Annotated in this window: 18 protein-coding genes; 12 read left to right on the top strand and 6 right to left on the bottom strand. The window is 60.0% G+C overall.

Annotated features, from left to right (window positions below; translation table 11 throughout):
- Nucleotides 1-61 precede the first annotated feature (61 nt).
- Entirely contained in the window at nucleotides 62-922 is an 861-nt protein-coding gene (locus ACA062_RS26205) for a MurR/RpiR family transcriptional regulator (RefSeq protein WP_178084775.1), read from the bottom strand.
- Nucleotides 923-1,161: 239 nt separating this feature from the next.
- Between ACA062_RS26205 and zwf the strand changes: the two genes are divergently transcribed.
- From zwf to ACA062_RS26190, 3 genes are read left to right on the top strand one after another with little or no spacing between them, the layout of a single operon-like run.
- Nucleotides 1,162-2,631, top strand: coding sequence for a glucose-6-phosphate dehydrogenase (gene zwf / locus ACA062_RS26200; RefSeq protein ID WP_497453648.1), 1,470 nt, complete (start codon nucleotides 1,162-1,164; stop codon nucleotides 2,629-2,631).
- Nucleotides 2,618-3,331: a 6-phosphogluconolactonase gene (pgl, locus tag ACA062_RS26195; RefSeq protein WP_497453647.1), complete on the top strand. Its 714-nt coding sequence runs from the start codon at nucleotides 2,618-2,620 to the stop codon at nucleotides 3,329-3,331. Before zwf ends, pgl begins: the two co-directional genes overlap by 14 nt.
- A 17-nt stretch (nucleotides 3,332-3,348) precedes the next feature.
- Nucleotides 3,349-4,014 (top strand): bifunctional 4-hydroxy-2-oxoglutarate aldolase/2-dehydro-3-deoxy-phosphogluconate aldolase, encoded by a 666-nt coding sequence (locus ACA062_RS26190; RefSeq protein ID WP_128869358.1) that lies wholly within the window; start codon nucleotides 3,349-3,351, stop codon nucleotides 4,012-4,014.
- A 222-nt stretch (nucleotides 4,015-4,236) separates the two neighbouring features.
- Here the strand turns inward: ACA062_RS26190 and ACA062_RS26185 are convergent, their stop codons facing one another.
- Both ACA062_RS26185 and ACA062_RS26180 read right to left on the bottom strand, forming a co-directional pair.
- Nucleotides 4,237-5,418, bottom strand: a complete 1,182-nt coding sequence (locus ACA062_RS26185; protein ID WP_497453646.1) for an aminotransferase class V-fold PLP-dependent enzyme — start codon at nucleotides 5,416-5,418, stop codon at nucleotides 4,237-4,239.
- 45 nt (nucleotides 5,419-5,463) lie between these two features.
- On the bottom strand, nucleotides 5,464-5,700 hold the full coding sequence (locus ACA062_RS26180; RefSeq protein WP_128870220.1) for a DUF3820 family protein: 237 nt from the start codon (nucleotides 5,698-5,700) through the stop codon (nucleotides 5,464-5,466).
- A gap of 203 nt (nucleotides 5,701-5,903) precedes the next feature.
- On the opposite strand from ACA062_RS26180, the gene ACA062_RS26175 reads away from it, so the two are divergent.
- The 4 genes from ACA062_RS26175 to ACA062_RS26160 all read left to right on the top strand — a co-directional run bounded on the left by ACA062_RS26175 (nucleotide 5,904) and on the right by ACA062_RS26160 (nucleotide 9,661).
- The gene (locus ACA062_RS26175; protein WP_497453645.1) at nucleotides 5,904-6,371 is read left to right on the top strand and encodes a ferritin-like domain-containing protein; all 468 of its coding nucleotides are present in this window, start codon (nucleotides 5,904-5,906) and stop codon (nucleotides 6,369-6,371) included.
- 237 nt (nucleotides 6,372-6,608) lie between these two features.
- Nucleotides 6,609-8,597, top strand: coding sequence for an FUSC family protein (locus tag ACA062_RS26170; RefSeq protein ID WP_497453644.1), 1,989 nt, complete (start codon nucleotides 6,609-6,611; stop codon nucleotides 8,595-8,597).
- Nucleotides 8,584-8,790, top strand: coding sequence for a DUF1656 domain-containing protein (locus tag ACA062_RS26165; protein WP_497453643.1), 207 nt, complete (start codon nucleotides 8,584-8,586; stop codon nucleotides 8,788-8,790). Before ACA062_RS26170 ends, ACA062_RS26165 begins: the two co-directional genes overlap by 14 nt.
- 10 nt (nucleotides 8,791-8,800) lie before the next feature.
- Nucleotides 8,801-9,661: an efflux RND transporter periplasmic adaptor subunit gene (locus ACA062_RS26160; RefSeq protein WP_497453642.1), complete on the top strand. Its 861-nt coding sequence runs from the start codon at nucleotides 8,801-8,803 to the stop codon at nucleotides 9,659-9,661.
- 129 nt (nucleotides 9,662-9,790) lie between these two features.
- On the opposite strand, the gene ACA062_RS26155 is transcribed toward ACA062_RS26160, so the two are convergent.
- Entirely contained in the window at nucleotides 9,791-10,261 is a 471-nt protein-coding gene (locus ACA062_RS26155; RefSeq protein WP_128870215.1) for a MaoC family dehydratase, read from the bottom strand.
- A gap of 41 nt (nucleotides 10,262-10,302) precedes the next feature.
- Entirely contained in the window at nucleotides 10,303-11,247 is a 945-nt protein-coding gene (locus ACA062_RS26150; protein WP_497453641.1) for an alpha/beta hydrolase, read from the bottom strand.
- 249 nt (nucleotides 11,248-11,496) lie between these two features.
- On the opposite strand from ACA062_RS26150, the gene fadD2 reads away from it, so the two are divergent.
- Both fadD2 and fadD1 read left to right on the top strand, forming a co-directional pair.
- On the top strand, nucleotides 11,497-13,185 hold the full coding sequence (gene fadD2 / locus ACA062_RS26145; protein ID WP_497453640.1) for a long-chain-fatty-acid--CoA ligase FadD2: 1,689 nt from the start codon (nucleotides 11,497-11,499) through the stop codon (nucleotides 13,183-13,185).
- 402 nt (nucleotides 13,186-13,587) lie between these two features.
- Complete coding sequence (gene fadD1 / locus ACA062_RS26140) at nucleotides 13,588-15,288, top strand: long-chain-fatty-acid--CoA ligase FadD1 (protein WP_497453639.1); 1,701 nt, start codon at nucleotides 13,588-13,590, stop codon at nucleotides 15,286-15,288.
- Between the two features lie 64 nt (nucleotides 15,289-15,352).
- Here fadD1 and ACA062_RS26135 read toward each other — a convergent pair whose 3' ends face one another.
- Complete coding sequence (locus ACA062_RS26135; RefSeq protein WP_497453638.1) at nucleotides 15,353-15,730, bottom strand: hypothetical protein; 378 nt, start codon at nucleotides 15,728-15,730, stop codon at nucleotides 15,353-15,355.
- A gap of 200 nt (nucleotides 15,731-15,930) precedes the next feature.
- Here ACA062_RS26135 and ACA062_RS26130 point away from each other — a divergent pair, with 200 nt between their 5' ends.
- The 3 genes from ACA062_RS26130 to def all read left to right on the top strand — a co-directional run bounded on the left by ACA062_RS26130 (nucleotide 15,931) and on the right by def (nucleotide 17,784).
- Nucleotides 15,931-16,122: a CsbD family protein gene (locus ACA062_RS26130; protein WP_497453637.1), complete on the top strand. Its 192-nt coding sequence runs from the start codon at nucleotides 15,931-15,933 to the stop codon at nucleotides 16,120-16,122.
- Between the two features lie 169 nt (nucleotides 16,123-16,291).
- Complete coding sequence (locus ACA062_RS26125) at nucleotides 16,292-17,248, top strand: YihY/virulence factor BrkB family protein (protein WP_497453636.1); 957 nt, start codon at nucleotides 16,292-16,294, stop codon at nucleotides 17,246-17,248.
- The gene (gene def / locus ACA062_RS26120) at nucleotides 17,245-17,784 is read left to right on the top strand and encodes a peptide deformylase (RefSeq protein WP_497453635.1); all 540 of its coding nucleotides are present in this window, start codon (nucleotides 17,245-17,247) and stop codon (nucleotides 17,782-17,784) included. Before ACA062_RS26125 ends, def begins: the two co-directional genes overlap by 4 nt.
- Nucleotides 17,785-17,813 lie beyond the last annotated feature (29 nt).

The raw sequence follows: 17,813 nt of genomic DNA, 5'->3' as shown, positions 1-17,813 counted from the left end.
TAGACACTGTGGGAGCGGGCTTGCCCGCGATGAGGCCCGAACAGGCAGTGAAAATGTCGGCCTAATTAAACTCATCCCCAATCGGATACCGACTGGCATTCAGGCTTTCCTTGATCTTGCGCAAATGCGGCTGGAAATCCACACCCCGGCGCAAGGTCATGCCCGTGGCGAGCACGTCCAGCACGGTCAGCTGAATGATCCGCGACGTCATCGGCATATAGATGTCGGTGTCTTCCGGCAGCGGAATGTTCAGGCTCAAGGTGCTGGCCTTGGCCAATGGCGACCCTTCAGCGGTCAGGCCCAGCACCGAAGCGCCGTTTTCCCGGGCCAGGCGCGCCACTTCCACCAGTTCACGGGTGCGGCCGGTGTAGGAAATGATCACGAACAACTCGCCGGTGTGGGCGACCGAAGCAATCATGCGCTGCATCAGCACGTCCGCATGGGCGGTGACGGCCAGGTTGAAGCGGAAGAACTTGTGCTGCGCGTCCAGCGCCACCGGAGCCGAAGCGCCGAGGCCGAAGAAGTGGATCTGCCGGGCCTGGATCAACAGGTCGACGGCGCGGCTGATCAGGTTCGGATCCAGCGCCTGCAAGGCACTGTCCAACGAGGCGATGGCGCTGCCAAAAATCTTCTTCGTATACGCTTCAGGGTTGTCATCGGCCTCGACCGCACGGCTGACATACGCCGCGCCACTGGCCAGGCTCTGGGCCAGCTGCAGTTTGAGTTCGGGGTAACCGCTGACGCCGAACGAACGGCAGAAACGGTTGACCGTCGGCTCGCTGACCTTCGACGCCTGGGCGAGGGCGGCGATGCTGAACCGGGTGGCCTGCTGTGGGTTGAGCAGGATCACTTCGGCTACTTTGCGTTCTGCCTTGTTCAGGTCTTCAAGGCGATTCTGGATCTGCTCCAGTAAATTTCGCACGCGGTCCATATTGTTTCCTTAGCTCCGCAAACAAGAGAGCAATGCAAATTAGGGCCCCGGCTATGCAATTTGGGACTTTGATCGGGCCCGTCACGGTGGCCTATCCTACTGGTGGCTCCGATCGACCACCACTCGGAATCTCTATTTCGGTAAAATGTTGTGGTTATTACTACATTTTCCCTTGAATCATGCCTTGAAAAAAGGTATTTGTAGCTTAACTTGATAAAAGAACAAACATCATGCCTTCGATAACGGTTGAACCGTGCACCTTTGCCTTGTTCGGCGCCCTCGGCGATCTGGCCCTGCGCAAGCTGTTTCCTGCCCTCTACCAACTGGATGGCGCAGGCCTGCTTCATGAGGATACGCGCATCATCGCGCTGGCCCGTGAACCCGGCAGCGCGCAGCAGCATCTGGCGTTCATCGCCTCCGAGCTGCGCCGATACGTCAGCGACAAAGAGCTGGACGGAGCAGTGGTTGAACGCTTCCTGGCCCGGCTGAGCTACCTGCACGTCGATTTCCTCAAGGCTGACGACTACGTCGCCCTGGCCGAAATGGCCGGCAGCGCCCAGCGCGTGATCGCCTACTTCGCGACACCGGCCGCGGTTTACGGCGCGATCTGCGAGAACCTGTCGAAGGTCGGCCTGACCGAAAACACCCGCGTGGTCCTGGAAAAACCCATCGGTTCGGACCTTGAGTCCTCGCGCAAGGTCAACGACGCCGTAGCGCAGTTCTTCCCGGAGAACCGCACCTATCGCATCGACCACTACCTGGGCAAGGAAACCGTACAGAACCTGATCGCCCTGCGTTTTGCCAACAGCCTGTTCGAAACCCAGTGGAACCAGAACTACATCTCCCACGTGGAAATCACCGTGGCCGAGAAAGTCGGTATCGAAGGCCGCTGGGGTTACTTCGACAAGGCCGGCCAGCTGCGGGACATGATCCAGAATCACCTGCTGCAACTGCTCTGCCTGATCGCCATGGACCCGCCGGCCGACCTGTCCGCCGACAGCATCCGTGACGAGAAAGTCAAAGTCCTCAAGGCCCTGGCGCCGATCAGCCCGGAAGGCCTGACCACCCAAGTGGTGCGCGGCCAGTACATCGCCGGCTACAGCGAAGGCAAACCGGTGCCGGGCTACCTCGAAGAACCGAATTCCAACACCCAGAGCGACACCGAAACCTTCGTCGCCCTGCGTGCCGACATCCGCAACTGGCGCTGGGCCGGCGTGCCGTTTTACTTGCGTACCGGCAAGCGCATGCCGCAAAAGCTGTCGCAGATCGTCATCCACTTCAAGGAGCCGTCGCACTACATCTTCGCCCCCGAGCAGCGCCTGCAGATCAGCAACAAGCTGATCATCCGCCTGCAACCGGACGAAGGCATTTCCTTGCGCGTGATGACCAAAGAACAAGGCCTGGACAAGGGCATGCAGCTGCGTAGCGGTCCGTTGCAGCTGAATTTTTCCGACACCTATCGCAGCGCACGGATTCCCGATGCCTACGAGCGGTTGTTGCTGGAAGTGATGCGCGGCAATCAGAACCTGTTTGTCCGTAAAGATGAAATCGAAGCCGCGTGGAAGTGGTGTGACCAGTTGATCGCCGGGTGGAAAAAATCCGGTGATGCGCCCAAGCCGTACGCGGCCGGGTCCTGGGGACCGATGAGTTCCATTGCACTGATCACGCGGGATGGGAGGTCGTGGTATGGCGATATCTGAATTGAAACTGCCTCAGGGCGTCAGCGCCCATGAGTTCAAGAGCCCGGTGTTGCTCGCCGAAGGGCTGGCCCTGAACGTGGCCAAGCAATTGAGCGACGCGATCGATGCCACCGGTACCGCAACGCTGGTGGTCTCTGGCGGTCGCAGCCCGGTGGCGTTTTTCCAGCACCTGGCCAAGCAAACGCTGGACTGGTCCAACGTCGTGGTGACCCTGGCGGACGAGCGTTGGGTGCCGGTGGAGCACGCCGACAGCAATGCCGGTCTGCTCAAGCGCTACCTGTTGCAAGGTCCGGCAGCCAAGGCTCAGTTCTTGAGCCTCTACAGTGCCACCGCCAATCTCGAACAGGCGGCCGAGCAGGCTGATCGCTTGTTGGGTGAGTTGCCGCCGATCGACGTGCTGGTACTGGGCATGGGCGACGACGGGCACACCGCCTCGCTGTTCCCGAACAGTCCGAACCTGGCCGACGCTTTGAAAGTCGACGGCAGCCGGCGCTGCTGGCCGATGCTGGCGCCGACCGTGCCGCATCAGCGCCTGACCATGAGTCGCGCGCTGTTGGCTTCGGCGAAGAACACCGTTTTATCGATTTCCGGTCAGTCCAAGCTGACCACCCTGAGTGCCGCATTGGCCGGTGACGATGTCGCCGCCATGCCGGTTCGTGCGTTTCTGCAACCTACGTTAGAGATTTACTGGTGCCCATGAGCCAAGGATCAGCCGCTATGACAAACACATCCCCGACCGTTTCCATGGCGGACAAAGTTGCCCTGATCGACAGCCTCTGCGCCAAGGCGCGGATCCTGCCGGTGATTACCATCGCTCGCGAACAGGACATCCTGCCGCTGGCCGACGCCCTCGCGGCCGGTGGCCTGACCGCCCTGGAAGTGACGTTGCGTTCGCAGTTCGGCCTCAAGGCTATCCAGATTCTGCGCGAGCAGCGTCCGGAGCTGGTGACCGGTGCCGGTACCGTGCTCGATCGCAGCATGCTGGCGGCAGCCGAAGCCGCGGGTTCGCAGTTCATCGTCACGCCGGGCATCACCCGTGATCTGCTCGAAGCCAGCGTCGACAGCCCGATTCCGCTGTTGCCGGGCATCAGCAATGCCTCGGGCATCATGGAAGGTTATGGCCTGGGTTACCGCCGTTTCAAGCTGTTCCCGGCGGAAGTCAGCGGCGGCGTGGCAGCCATCAAGGCCCTGGGCGGCCCGTTCGGCGAAGTGAAATTCTGCCCGACCGGCGGCGTCAGCCCAGCCAACATCAAGAGCTACATGGCGTTGAAAAACGTCATGTGCGTGGGCGGTAGCTGGATGCTTGATCCCGAGTGGATCAAGAACGGCGACTGGGCCCGCATTCAGGAATGCACCGCCGAGGCACTGGCGCTGCTGGACTGATTGGCTAAACCCGACACCTCGTTGTGTGTTCTACGGCTTTACGGTGCGCTTGGTCGGTGCACCGTTTTTTTTTGCCCGCAAAAAACCCCCTGTAGGAGCCGGCTTGCTGGCGAAGGCGTCCTCATGGGCGCCGTGTTTAGTCAGTAAACACACGTTATCGTTAACGACCATCGCGACCAATCGAGCGTCGACAGAGTATCTACAGGTAAACACCGTGTGATATCAACGCAGTTCGGTCAGCGCCCGGATCAGTAGATCCATATCTGCAGCGGTGGTGGTGAGGCCCGGCGTGATGCGAATGCACGGACCGCTCGCGGCCCCGCTACGCGCGATGGTGAACAGGTTGTAGTCCTTGAGCAACCGCTCGGCCATCGCCTGTTGATCGGCATGCCGGGTAAAGCGCATGGATGTGATGCCGCAGTACAGGCGCGGGTCATCCGGGGTCATGACTTCGATGCCCGACAGTTCACGTGCCGCGCGGACCCAGCGGTTGCGCAGGTAATTGAGGCGTGCGCCCTTGGCGGCGGCACCGCCCATGGCCCGGTGCTCCTCGAACACCAGCGGCAGGGTCAGCAGCGCCGGGATGTTGGGCGTGCTATGGGGCGTGCGGGCACGAATGTCGGTGGAGGGAAAGTGCATCTCGCCCATGTCCGGGTCGATGTCGGCCAGGCGCTCGGGGCTGATGTAGATAAAACCGAGGGTCAGCGGCGCGCCGATCCATTTGTGCAGGTTGTAACCCGCGAAGGCGATGCCCAGGTCGTCGAGATCGAACTCGATCTGGCCCAGGGCATGGGCACCGTCGAGGATGACATCGACCGCGTGTTCCCTGGCCGCTGCGGCAATCGCCTTCACCGGCATCACCAGGCCAGTGCGATGGGTGACGTGGGTCAGGGCCATCAGTTTGAGGCGCGGATAACGGACGAAGGCGTCGCGGTAGGTGGCCAGCACACTGTCGAAACTGGCAGGGTGGCAGTGTTCAATCTCGATCACCTCGACGCCGCGATGGCGTGCCAGCCAACGCATGGCGCCTTTGACCGTGTCGTATTCCAGATCGCAGATCAGTACCTGGTCGCCCGGCTTGAGGCGGTTGTAGTTGCGGATCAGCGATTGCAAGCCGTCCGAAGCGTTGCGGGTGAGGGCGACGGAGTCGGCGGGTACGCCAATCAGCCCGGCCACTTGCGCACGGATTTCCAGGCTTTCGTGCTGATCGAAACGCTGGCGCACGTGCACCGAGTTGCTGCGGTTGATGAGTTCGATGTTGCGCTGATACTCCTCGACCACCGTGCGCGACATGCGCCCGAAGTAACCGTTCTCCAGATTGACCGGGCCGGGTTCGACAGCATAGCGGTCGGCAAACGTCAGCCAGAAGGCTTCATCACGGGCGCGGCGGGTGTTATCGGGCATGGGGCTACTCAATCAGGGGCAGGTGAGGGGTGGTTCAGTGGCGATTCAGTGGCGAGGAGCGGGTTTGCCATGTTTGGCACGCAACGGTTCGAGCAGCTCCGACAGGCCGTTGTGATCGATTTCCTGCATCAGGGCCAGCAAGCCGCCCAGTTCGCCATGGGGGAAACCTTCCCGGGCGAACCAGTTCAGGTATTGGCCGGGCAGGTCGGCAATGATTCGACCCTTGTATTTGCCGAAGGGCATTTCACGGGTGACCAGCAGTTCGAGCTTTTCAGGATTCATCTATCAGCCGTCTGGATTCAATCAGTCTGGAAAATACAGGCATTCTGCATGCAGGCCAAATGACAGATCATGCAAAAAACGCGGATACAGATTTGCAGATTAATTGTAACTATTTGATATATAAGGATTAAGTTGTCATTTCAAAGCTGGCATGCAGGGTGCAGTAGCTATTACATCTTTCATCAACCCGCGAGGATTTGAAAATGACCGACATGAATAAAGAAGCCATCTCTGTACTCAACGACCTGATTGAAACCAGCAAAGACGGTCAGGAAGGGTTCAAGACTTGCGCTGAAGACATCAAGAGTCCGGAACTGAAATCGCTGTTCGTGCAGCGTTCCGCCGACTGTGCTACCGCGGCTTCCGAACTGCAAGCTGCCGTGCGTTCGATGGGCGGCGATCCGGAAACCTCCACCAGTGTCAGCGGTGACCTGCACCGTCGCTGGGTCGACGTGAAGTCCATGTTCACCGGCAAGGATGAAGAAGCCGTGCTGAACGAAGCAGAGCGCGGTGAAGACCATGCGCTGAAGGCTTACAAAGAAGCCTTGGAAAAAATCACCAAGCACAACCTGGTGGGCATTCGTGACCTGGTTGAACGTCAGTATCATGGCGTGCAACGCAATCACGATCAGGTGAAAGCCCTGCGCAACCAGGCTCGCGCGCGCTCGTAAGCGCCCAAAGTCTGTCAAAAACGCCAGCCAGTCTGGCGTTTTTTTGTGTCTGGCATTTAACAGTGAAATCGCCCTTGTAGGAGCTGCCGAAGGCTGCGATCTTTTGATCTCTGTTGTCGCGATGAAGAAAGATCAAAAGAACGCAGCCTTCGGCAGCTCCTACAGGGGGGGCCGTGATGTTTGAGGGTTTCTACCGAAGCCGACTATCGTTATATCGTCCTTTCAAGAGTGCTTTTAGTGCCTATCACTTTGCAGGCTTTGTTTGCGCCTGACCGCCGCGCCCTACAATTCGCGATCAAGACCTTGCTCGGTGGCGGCCTGGCCCTGTGGCTGGCATTGCGCTGGGGACTGGAGCAACCGGCCTGGGCGCTGATGACCGCCTTCATCGTCGCCCAACCCTTGTCCGGGATGGTGGTGCAGAAGGGGCTGGCGCGTCTGCTGGGCACCTTGGTCGGGACGATCATGTCGGTGGTGTTCATGGGGTTGTTTGCCCAGACGCCCTGGTTGTTCCTGTTGGCCTTGGCGTTATGGCTCGGTCTGTGTACGGCCAGTTCGACGATGTTGCGCAGTGCCTGGTCCTATTCATTTGTACTGGCCGGCTATACGGTGGCGATCATCGCCTTGCCGGCCATTGCCCATCCGCTGACGGTGTTTGATCAAGCCGTGGCTCGCTGTACGGAAATCTGCCTGGGCATTCTGTGCGCCACCGCCACCAGTGCGCTGCTGTGGCCGATGCGGGTGGAACAGCAGCTGGCAGACCAGGCGCGGGCGGCATGGCAGAGCGGGATGACTGCCGCTCGGGCGACCCTGGCCGGCGACGGCCAGGCGCGCAAAGGTCTGCTGGAGATCCTCGGCAGGATCGTAGCGGTGGATGCCCAGCGCGAACATGCCTGGTTCGAAGGCAGTCTTGGCCGTCAGCGCGCGCGCTCGATCAGTGGCTTGAGCCAGAAGCTGTTGATGTTGCTGCGCATCGCCCGTTCGGTGCGCCGGCAGTGGAAGCAGCTGGAACCGCAAGAGGCCGGGCAACTGATGCCGTGGATGAGCGAAGTCCAGGAGGCGCTCGCCCGTGCGGATGATGCAACCCTGCAAGCCTTGCGCCCGAGGTTGCTCGATGCCACCCATGACCCGCTGATCAGTTCTGCGCAAAGTTTCTGCCTGGCTCGTTTCACCTTGCTGCTCGATACCGCGCTGGCGGCAAGCGCGGCGCTGAAAGCGGTGGAGGAGGGCAAGGAAACGGTCGATCCGCCGCGAACCCTGGCCCCGCATCGCGACCTGTCATTGGCGCTGGTATTCGGTGCCCGCAGCGCCTTGGCGTTTCTGGTGGTGTCATGCTTCTGGCTGGCGACCGCCTGGCCCGCCGCCTCGGGTGCGTTGTTGCTGACCTGTGTGGTGTGCAGCCTGTTTGCCAGCCGCGAAAACGGCGCGCAGATCGGCATGAGTTTCATGCGCGGGATTTTCCTGGCCATTCCGGCGGCGTTTTTCGTCGGGCAGATTCTGCTGCCGCAATGGAGCAGCTTTGCCATGCTCTGTCTCGGGATGGGCGTGCCGTTATTCTTCGGTGCGCTGGGCATGGCCAAACCGCAGATCGGTGCCACGGCGACCTCGTTCTGCCTGCACTTCATTGTTCTTATCTCGCCGCTCAACGCGATGAAGTTCGATGTCGCGACGTTCTTCAACAGTGCGCAGGCAATGGTGATCGGTGTCGGCGCGGCGGTGCTGGCTTTCCGGCTGTTGATCCTGCGCAATCCGACGTGGCATGGCCGCCGCCTGCTGGTGGCGACGCTTCACGATCTGGTGCGCCTGACCCGGCGCAATCTGCGCGGGGCCGAAAGCTGGTTCGGTGGACGCATGGCCGATCGTTTGTTGCAACTGGCGCGACACTATCCCGAATTGCCGGAACCGGCGCGCAGCCGCTGGGATGACGGGCTGCTGGGACTGGACATCGGCGACGAACTGCTGCATTTGCGCTTGAGCCTGGCGGTGGCGCAGGCACCGGTCAGTGCGGCGCAACGGCGTTACCTCGATCAATTGGAAAAAGTCCTCGAGCAAGGCCCGGCTAGCAGTCGCGCCGATGTGCTGGAACAACCCAGCGCAGAATTCTTGAACACCTTGTACGCGTTGCCCCCCAGCGATGCGGTGAAATTGGCCCAGGGCGCAGTGCTGCAGTTGCAGAACAGCTGGCGTGCCTGGTGCCGTCAGCAGGAGGAGAGTCATGGGCTTGCGTGAGTGGTCGATGGGTGGTGTGCTGCTCAGCCCGTTTCTGATTTACGTGCTGCTGGCGCTGCTGGTGACCGGCGGCTTGCGCCTGTTGTTGCGCCTGACGCCGGTCGGCCGCTGGATCTGGCACGAAGCATTATTCGATTGCGCCGTGTACGTCTGTGTATTGACCCTGATCACCGTCGTCCTCGGACCTTTATAAGGAGTTGAACATGCGTACATCCGTACGTGTAGCCGTCACCCTGTGCCTGGTGGTGGTGGCGATCTTTGCCGGTTTCCATTTGTGGCAGTACTACATGTTGACACCCTGGACCCGTGACGCGCGGATCCGGGCCGACGTGGTGGTCATCGCCCCCGACGTGTCGGGCTGGGTGCGTGAACTCAAGGCGTTCGACAATCAGCAGGTCAAGGCCGGCGATCTGTTGCTGAGCATCGACCGCGACCGCTTCGAAGCCGCGCTGGAGAAAGCGCAAGCGGTGGTCCAGACCCGCCAGCAGCAACTCAATCTGCGTGAGCGCGAAGCCAGCCGCCGCGCCAGCCTCGGGCCGCAAGCGATCAGTGCCGAGCTGCGGGAGAATGCGCAAATCAACGCGGGTATCGCCCGTGGCGAACTGCGTGAAGCCCAGGCCGAAGCCAAGGTGGCGCAACTCAACCTGGACCGCAGCCAGGTCCATGCGCCGCGCAGCGGCCACATCACCAACCTGCGTCTGGCCCAGGGCAACTATGTGAACGCCGGACAACCGGTGATGGCGCTGATCGACGACTCGACGTTTTATGTGCAGGCGTATTTCGAGGAAACCAAACTGCCGCGGATTCGCATCGGCGACCCGGTGAAGGTTTGGTTGATGAGCGCGGGGGAGGCGCTGGAGGGACACGTGGAAAGCATCAGTCGCGGGATTACCGACCGCAACACCACGCCGGATGGGCAGTTGCTGGCGGAGGTGGAGCCGACGTTCAACTGGGTCAGGCTGGCCCAGCGGATTCCGGTGCGGATCAAGCTGGACAAGGTGCCGCAGGGGATCAATCTGAGTTCGGGGATGACGGCGAGTGTGCAGGTGCAGGAAGGGCCGTAAGATCAAAAGATCGCAGCCTGCGGCAGCTCCAACAGGGTTTTGTGTACGCCCGTAGGAGCCAGGCTTGCCGGCGAAGGCGATCTCAAGGACGCCTTCGCCGGCAAGCCTGGCTCCTACAGACCGGCGATCCTAGCCGATGCTGATTGCCGGCAGGGTCGGCAACGTCACGGTCTGCTGCTTGCGTGGCGCCAGGATCTCCGCCTCGCCGTCCACTACCAGCTCATCGCGCTGGTTGAACACGCGAGTGGCAATCCGCACTCGAAACTTCGGCAGTTTCTCGAGAATCTCCAGGCGTACGGTCAAGGTATCGCCAATCTTCACCGGCTTCTGAAAGCTCATCTGCTGGCCGATATAAATAGTCCCCGGCCCAGGCAGCTCGCAAGCCACGGCCGCGCTGATCAGCGCGCCGCTGAACATGCCGTGGGCGATGCGCTCCTTGAACATGGTGCCGGCGGCGTATTCAGCGTCCAGGTGTACCGGGTTGTGATCGCCGGACATCGCGGCGAACAACTGAATGTCGCGCTCTTCGACCGTCTTGCTGTAGCTGGCGGTCTGGCCGACTTCGAGGGCTTCGTAAGGGGTGTTGGTAACCTGGGTCATCTGTTTCAATTCCTGTGACAAATTAAAAAATCCACAAAAAACTATTCGGATCGGGGTGGCCGTCGATGGCTCAGCGCCTGGGCGATCCAGTTCAGTACATCGGCAATCACTTCATCACGGTTGCTCTCGTTGAACAGTTCATGCCGTGCCTGCGGGTAAATGTTCAGTTGCAGGTTCTGGCTACCGGCGGCGCGCAACGCGTGAGACAGATCCTTGAGACGCTTGCCTTCACTCACCGGATCACATTCGCCGCCCATCACCAGCAGCGGCAGGCCAGGATCGATCTGGGCGAGATTGGACGCTTTGCTGATTTGCTGCAAGCCGCCAAGCAAATCGATCCAGAACTGGTTTGTGCAGCGAAAGCCGCAGAGCGGGTCGCTGGCGTACTTGTCGACCTCGGCCGGATCGCGACTGAGCCAGTCGAACGGTGTGCGCACCGGTTTGAATTTCTTGTTGAACGAGCCGAATGACAACCATTCGATCAGGGCACTGCGGCCCTTGGGGCCCTGGCGCAACCGTTCGAGTCGGGCGATCTGGCGGGCTGCTCGATACAGCGCCACCGGCTGGAAGTTCGAACCGCTGAGTATGGCGCCGTGCAGGCTGGCACTGTGGTGCAGCAGATACGCCTGGGCGATGTAGCTGCCCATGCTATGACCCAGCAAGACGATCGGCACGCCAGGATGGTGTTGACCGATGTGCTGGTTGAGGCTGGCCAGGTCGCCGACCACCTTGCACCAGCCATCGTCGTCGGCGAAATGCCCCAGGGTCCCGTTTTCGGCAGTTTTGCCATGTCCACGCAGGTCCGGTGCATACACGCCATAGCCCTGCTCACAGCATTTTTCCGCCAGGCGGGCATAGCGAGCACTGTGTTCCGCCATGCCGTGGGCCAGCAGGATCACTGCGTTCAAAGGCGCAGCGGGCAGCCACTGGTTGACGAAGAGGCGGCTGCGGTCACTCGCGGTCAGCCAGAATGTGTCGTGGATCATGGCGATTCCTTTGCGCTGCAGGTGGCGTGGGCGTCGCTGCATTGTATAGCGCATCCGTAGCTTGCCGTCTGAGAACAGCCCACACCACGGGTGGAAGATTCATACGGTCAATGTCGGCTGTTGGCATATTTGCCTGATTCGTCATAGCTGCTAGTGTCCGTGAAGCTTCGCTTTTTGTTTTTCGCTTCTGTTTTACAGGAAGGACAGAAAAGCGGTCCCGGATAGGCTCAGGTAAAGAGGACAAGAAAAATGCAACCTGATTTCTGGAATGACAAACGCCCGGCCGGCGTGCCCCTGGACATCGACCAAGGGGCCTATAAGTCGGTGATCGAGGTGTTCGAGCGTTCCTGCAAGAAATTTGCTGACCGCCCGGCCTTCAGCAATATGGGCATCACCCTGACCTACGCCGAACTGGAACGCTACAGCGCAGCGTTCGCCGGTTACCTGCAAGCCCACACCGACCTGGTGCCGGGGGATCGCATCGCGGTGCAGATGCCCAATGTCCTGCATTACCCGATTGCCGTGTTCGGCGCCTTGCGTGCCGGGCTCATCGTGGTCAACACCAACCCGCTGTACACCGCGCGGGAGATGCGTCATCAATTCAAGGACTCCGGCGCCCGGGCGCTGGTGTACCTGAACATGTTCGGGCAGAAGGTCCAGGAAGTGCTGGCCGACACCGACATCCAGTACCTGATCGAAGCGAAGATGGGCGACCTGATGCCCGCCGCCAAGGGCTGGCTGGTCAATACCCTGGTGAGCAAGGTGAAGAAAATGGTCCCGGCCTATTCCTTGCCCCAGGTCGTTTCCTTCAAGAGCGCGCTGCGCCTGGGCCGGGGCCTGGGCATCAAGCCGCTGAATGCCGGTCTGGACGACATCGCCGTGCTGCAATACACCGGCGGCACCACTGGCCTGGCCAAGGGCGCGATGCTGACCCATGGCAACCTGGTCGCCAACATGCAGCAGGCGCGGGCCTGCCTGGGGCAGTTCGGCACCGATGGTCAGCCCCTGCTGCGCGAAGGGCAGGAGGTGATGATCGCGCCATTGCCGCTGTACCATATCTATGCCTTCACGGCGAACTGCATGTGCATGATGGTGACCGGCAACCATAACGTGCTGATCACCAATCCGCGGGACATCGGCGGCTTCATCAAGGAGTTGAAGAACTGGCGGTTTTCGGCGCTGCTGGGGCTCAACACGCTGTTTGTCGCGCTGATGGACCATCCCGACTTCAAGACCCTGGATTTCTCCAGCCTCAAGCTCACCAACTCCGGCGGTACCGCGCTGGTCAAGGCCACCGCCGAGCGCTGGGAGCAACTGACCGGTTGCCGCATCACCGAAGGTTACGGCCTGACCGAAACCTCGCCGGTGGCCTGCACCAATCCGTACGGCGACCAGTCGCGCATTGGCACGGTCGGCCTGCCGGTGCCGGGTACCACGCTGAAGGTGATCAACGATGACGGCGTCGAGCAAGCCTTGGGCGAGCGCGGCGAACTGTGTATCAAGGGCCCGCAGATCATGAAGGGTTATTGGCAGAAACCCGAAGCCACCGCCGAAGTGCTGGATGCCGAAGGCTGGTTCAAGTCGGGTGACATCGCGGTGATCGACCCGGATGGTTTCGTGCGCATCGTCGACCGCAAGAAAGACATGATCATCGTCTCGGGTTTCAACGTGTACCCCAACGAGATCGAGGACGTGATGATGGCCCACCCGAAAGTCGCCAACTGCGCGGTGATCGGCGTGCCGGACGAGCGGTCGGGGGAGGCGGTGAAGCTGTTTGTGGTCGCCCGGGAGTCGGGTGTCAGCCTTGAAGAGCTCAAGGCCTACTGCAAGGAAAACTTCACGGCGTACAAAGTGCCCAAGCACATTGTGTTGCGTGAGTCGTTGCCGATGACGCCGGTGGGCAAGATCCTGCGGCGGGAGTTGCGCGATATTGCGTAGGCGTTGAATGGCCGCGCTTCGCGCGGATCGCGGGCAAGCCACGCTCCCACAAGGTTCAGTGTCGTACACAACGGATGTGAACGAAATGAACCTTGTGGGAGCGGGCTTGCCCGCGATGCTTTTCGGCGGAGGACAAAGTCCCGGATTTCCGGGGCTTTCAGCGACTTATAGGTTTTTTGCTCTAAAATGACTGGTTGTTGATCTTGAGTCACTAATGTGACCGTAGAGCCCTCTTTTGGCTCTAGTCGACCCCTGGCAAAGCTGCTACTCTCGGCCCGCTTTGTGACCTCTGGGCCTAAGTAAAAAGCCAGACTCACCAACACAATAGACACCAAAAACACACACCAATAATAATCGCATCAAATGCGGTGATGAATTCGCGTTGCTGAGGAGTGGGCTTCCATGATCGAAGACTTTTGGAAGGATAAGTACCCTGCCGGGATTGCTGTCGAGATCAATCCAGACGAGTATCCGAATATTCAGGCGGTATTGAAGCGGTCCTGCCAACGCTTTGCCGACAAACCGGCGTTCAGCAACCTGGGCAAGACAATCACCTACGGTGAACTGTACGAACTGTCCGGTGCCTTTGCCGCTTACCTGCAACAGCATACCGACTTGCAGCCTGGCGATCGAATCGCCGTGCAATTGCCCAACGTCCTGCAGTACCCGGTCGCGGTCTTCGGCGCCATCCGCGCCGGGCTGATCGTGGTCAATACCAACCCGCTGTACACCGCGCGGGAGATGGAGCACCAATTCAACGACTCCGGTGCCAAGGCCCTGGTCTGCCTGGCCAACATGGCGCACCTGGCCCAGGCCGTCGTGCCGAAAACCGGCGTCAGGCACGTGATCGTCACCGAAGTAGCCGACCTGCTGCCGCCACTCAAGCGCCTGCTGGTCAACAGCGTCATCAAGTACGTGAAGAAGATGGTGCCGGCGTATCACTTGCCCAAGGCCATCAAGTTCAACGACGTGCTGAGCAAGGGCCACGGCCAGCCAGTGGCTGAAGCCAACCCGGCCAGCAGCGACGTTGCGGTGCTGCAATACACCGGCGGCACCACCGGCATCGCCAAGGGCGCGATGCTGACCCATCGCAACCTGGTGGCGAACATGCTGCAGTGCAAGGCGCTAATGGGGTCCAACCTCAATGAAGGCTGCGAGATCCTGATCACGCCGCTGCCGCTGTACCACATCTATGCCTTCACCTTTCATTGCATGGCAATGATGCTGATCGGCAACCACAACATCCTGATCAGCAACCCGCGCGACCTGACGGCGATGGTCAAGGAACTGTCGAAGTGGAAATTCAGCGGCTTCGTCGGCCTGAACACCCTGTTCGTCGCCCTGTGCAACAACGAAGGCTTCCGCAAGCTGGATTTCTCGGCGCTGAAGATCACCCTGTCGGGCGGCATGGCCCTGCAGCTGGCGGCGGCCGAGCGCTGGAAAGCGGTCACCGGTTGTGCCATCTGCGAAGGTTACGGCATGACCGAAACCAGCCCGGTGGCCACGGTCAATCCGATCCAGCACATCCAGATCGGCACCATTGGCATCCCGGTGCCGTCGACCTTGTGCAAAGTCATCGACGACGCTGGCGTTGAACAGCCGTTGGGCGAAATCGGCGAACTGTGCGTGAAAGGTCCGCAGGTCATGAAAGGCTACTGGCAGCGCCAGGAAGCCACCGATGAAATCCTCGACAGCGAAGGCTGGTTGAAGACCGGTGACATCGCGGTGATCCAGCCTGATGGCTACATGCGCATCGTCGATCGCAAGAAAGACATGATCCTGGTGTCCGGTTTCAACGTGTACCCGAACGAGCTCGAAGACGTGCTGGCGACCCTGCCGGGTGTGCTGCAATGCGCGGCTATCGGCGTGCCGGACGAGAAGTCGGGCGAGGCGATCAAGATTTTCATCGTCGCCAAGCCGGGCGTGACCCTGACCAAGGAACAGGTGATGGAGCACATGCGCGCCAACGTCACTGGCTACAAGGTTCCACGGTCTGTCGAGTTCCGCGATGCGCTGCCGACCACCAACGTCGGCAAGATCCTGCGTCGCGAGTTGCGCGATGAAGAGCTGAAGAAGCTGGCGGCGAAGAAGGTCAGCGCGTAACAAACAAAAAGCCCCGCGGATGCGGGGCTTTTTTTTTGAAGAGCGTGAAGCAAGATCTTTGCTTTTACAGGCGGAACTGCGCGAAATTGACGTTGGTGCCCGCCGGGCGCATGTCCTGCAAGTACGAATCCTTGTCTGCACTCAACTCCAGGCTCAGGGCGGCCTTGCGCTTGCCCTGATTGCGCACCACCAGGCCTTCGAGCTTCTCGCGCAGGAACACCGTCGGCACTTTCAAATGCAGCAGTTCGTCGGTCTCCGGGGTGTGCATCAGCAGGTGAATCCATTCGTACTGACCAACGGCCAGGCGCGCCACCGGGATATCGAACCACCAGATGTTGCGATTGCGGTTCAATTCGGTGAAGTGGCAGTTGTTGACGCCAAGCACAGCACCGCCGAGTTCCTGGTTTCTGCGGGCAATGGCCTGCTTTTTATCGAGTTTCATAACATTCCTACGGGATTGGATCTTCAGCGCCAAGGCCTGAATACGTTGCGCATTCTCGGGGGTTGATCGGCAAACATAAAGCCCAACCTGCACTGAACGATGAAATGTCGCGGTGAAAATAAATGAAACTCCGCGCAAACGCCCCCGGTCAATCCTTGTGTAACTACTTTCCCCGTTCAATTGTTCACAGGAGAAATACCATGAGCAGCACTGGCGATAAAGTAAAAGGCATGGCCAACGAAGCCGCCGGCAACGTCAAGCAAGGCGTCGGCAAGGCCACCGGTAACGACAAAATGCGCGCCGAAGGCGTGGTGCAGGAAAAGAAAGGCGAAGTGCAGCAAGCCGTGGGCAAAGCCAAAGACGCGGTCAAGAAAGGTATCGACAAGGCTTGATTGGGCCTTTGACGATGATCAGGAACGGCCATCCACGGATGGCCGTTTTTGTGTCAGCCTGAACTTGCGCCTGAAAATTGTTTCAAAGTCGCCAATTAGGCTACTTTGATGTAGAAAACGGCCCCTGAGTCGCCACGACTTCACCAATTAGCGGCGAAAGGAGACGCTTATGATTTTCCCGGACATGAAAGGTCTGCCCATCCACCGTGTGATGGTGCGCACGATCACCGAGTTCGTCGACGACGAGATGTCGACCTATGCCTCGGCGCTGGCCTATCAAATGCTGTTCTCGCTGTTCCCCTTCATCCTGTTTCTGATCGCCCTGATCGGTTTCCTGCACCTGCCGGACTTTTTCTCCTGGCTGCGCCTGCAATCGGAACTGGTGCTGCCGCCCCAGGCACTGGAGCAGGTGAACCCGGTGATCGATCAACTCCAGCAGTCCACGGGTGGTTTGCTGTCGATCGGTATCGTGATCGCGCTGTGGACTGCGTCTGCGGGCGTACGGCTGATGATGAGTGCGATGAACGCTGCCTACGATGTGGTTGAAGGTCGGCCGGCGTGGAAGCGTTTCCCGCTGTCGATTATCTACACCATCGGCATCGCCGGCATGCTGTTGATCGCTGCCGCATTGATGGTGCTCGGGCCGCAGGTGATGGGCTGGATTGCTGCGCAAGTCGGCGTGGAGGAATTCATCGTCACGGTGTGGACCATTGTCCGTTGGCCGGTGGTCGTGATCCTGCTGATGGTGGCGGTGGCGCTGATTTATTACGTCATGCCAGACGTTAAACAGGAGTTTCGCTTTATCACGCCGGGTTCGGTACTGGCGGTGGTGGTGTGGATCCTCGCCTCGGTGGGCTTCGGCCTGTATGTCAAAACATTCGCCGACTACAACGCCATGTATGGCAGTATCGGCGCAATCATCGTGCTATTGCTGTATTTCTATATTTCCGCCGCGGTGCTGCTGCTGGGTGCTGAAATGAATGCGGTGATCGAACACATGTCGACCGAAGGCAAGGACCCTGGCAAAAAGGTCCCCGGCGAGCATGACCACGAGCACAAACACCATGTTTCCGGACTGGGTCGGGACCATTCGATCAAGCCAACCACTGACGAAGTCACCAAATGATCCGTGAAATCCTGAAAATGGGCGACGAGCGCCTGCTGCGCATCGCCCCGCCGGTACCGGCAGAAATGTTCGACAGCCCCGAGTTGTGGCAACTGATCGACGACATGTTCCAGACCATGGAAAGCGTCGGCGGCGTCGGCCTGGCGGCACCGCAGATCGGCGTCGACCTGCAACTGGTGATCTTCGGTTTCGAGCACAGCGAGCGCTACCCGGACGCCGAAGCGGTGCCGCAGACCATTCTGATCAATCCGCTGATCACGCCGTTGAGCCCACTCCTCGAAGAGGGATTCGAAGGCTGCCTGTCGGTACCCGGCCTGCGCGGCGCGGTGGATCGTTATCGGCAGATTCGCTACGAGGGTGTCGATCCCAAGGGGCAGCCGATCTTGCGCATCGCCGAGGGCTTCCATGCGCGGGTGGTGCAGCATGAATGCGATCACCTGATCGGTCGGTTGTATCCGTCGCGCATTAGCGATTTCAGCAAGTTCGGGTTTACCGAAGTGATGTTTCCGGAGCTTGATCCCGCTGCGGACGATTAACCGCTAAAAGATCGTCCGAACGCGGCCCG

The organism is Pseudomonas sp. LBUM1679, from assembly GCF_059695565.1.
This window is presented reverse-complemented; position numbering and strand designations above follow the sequence as displayed.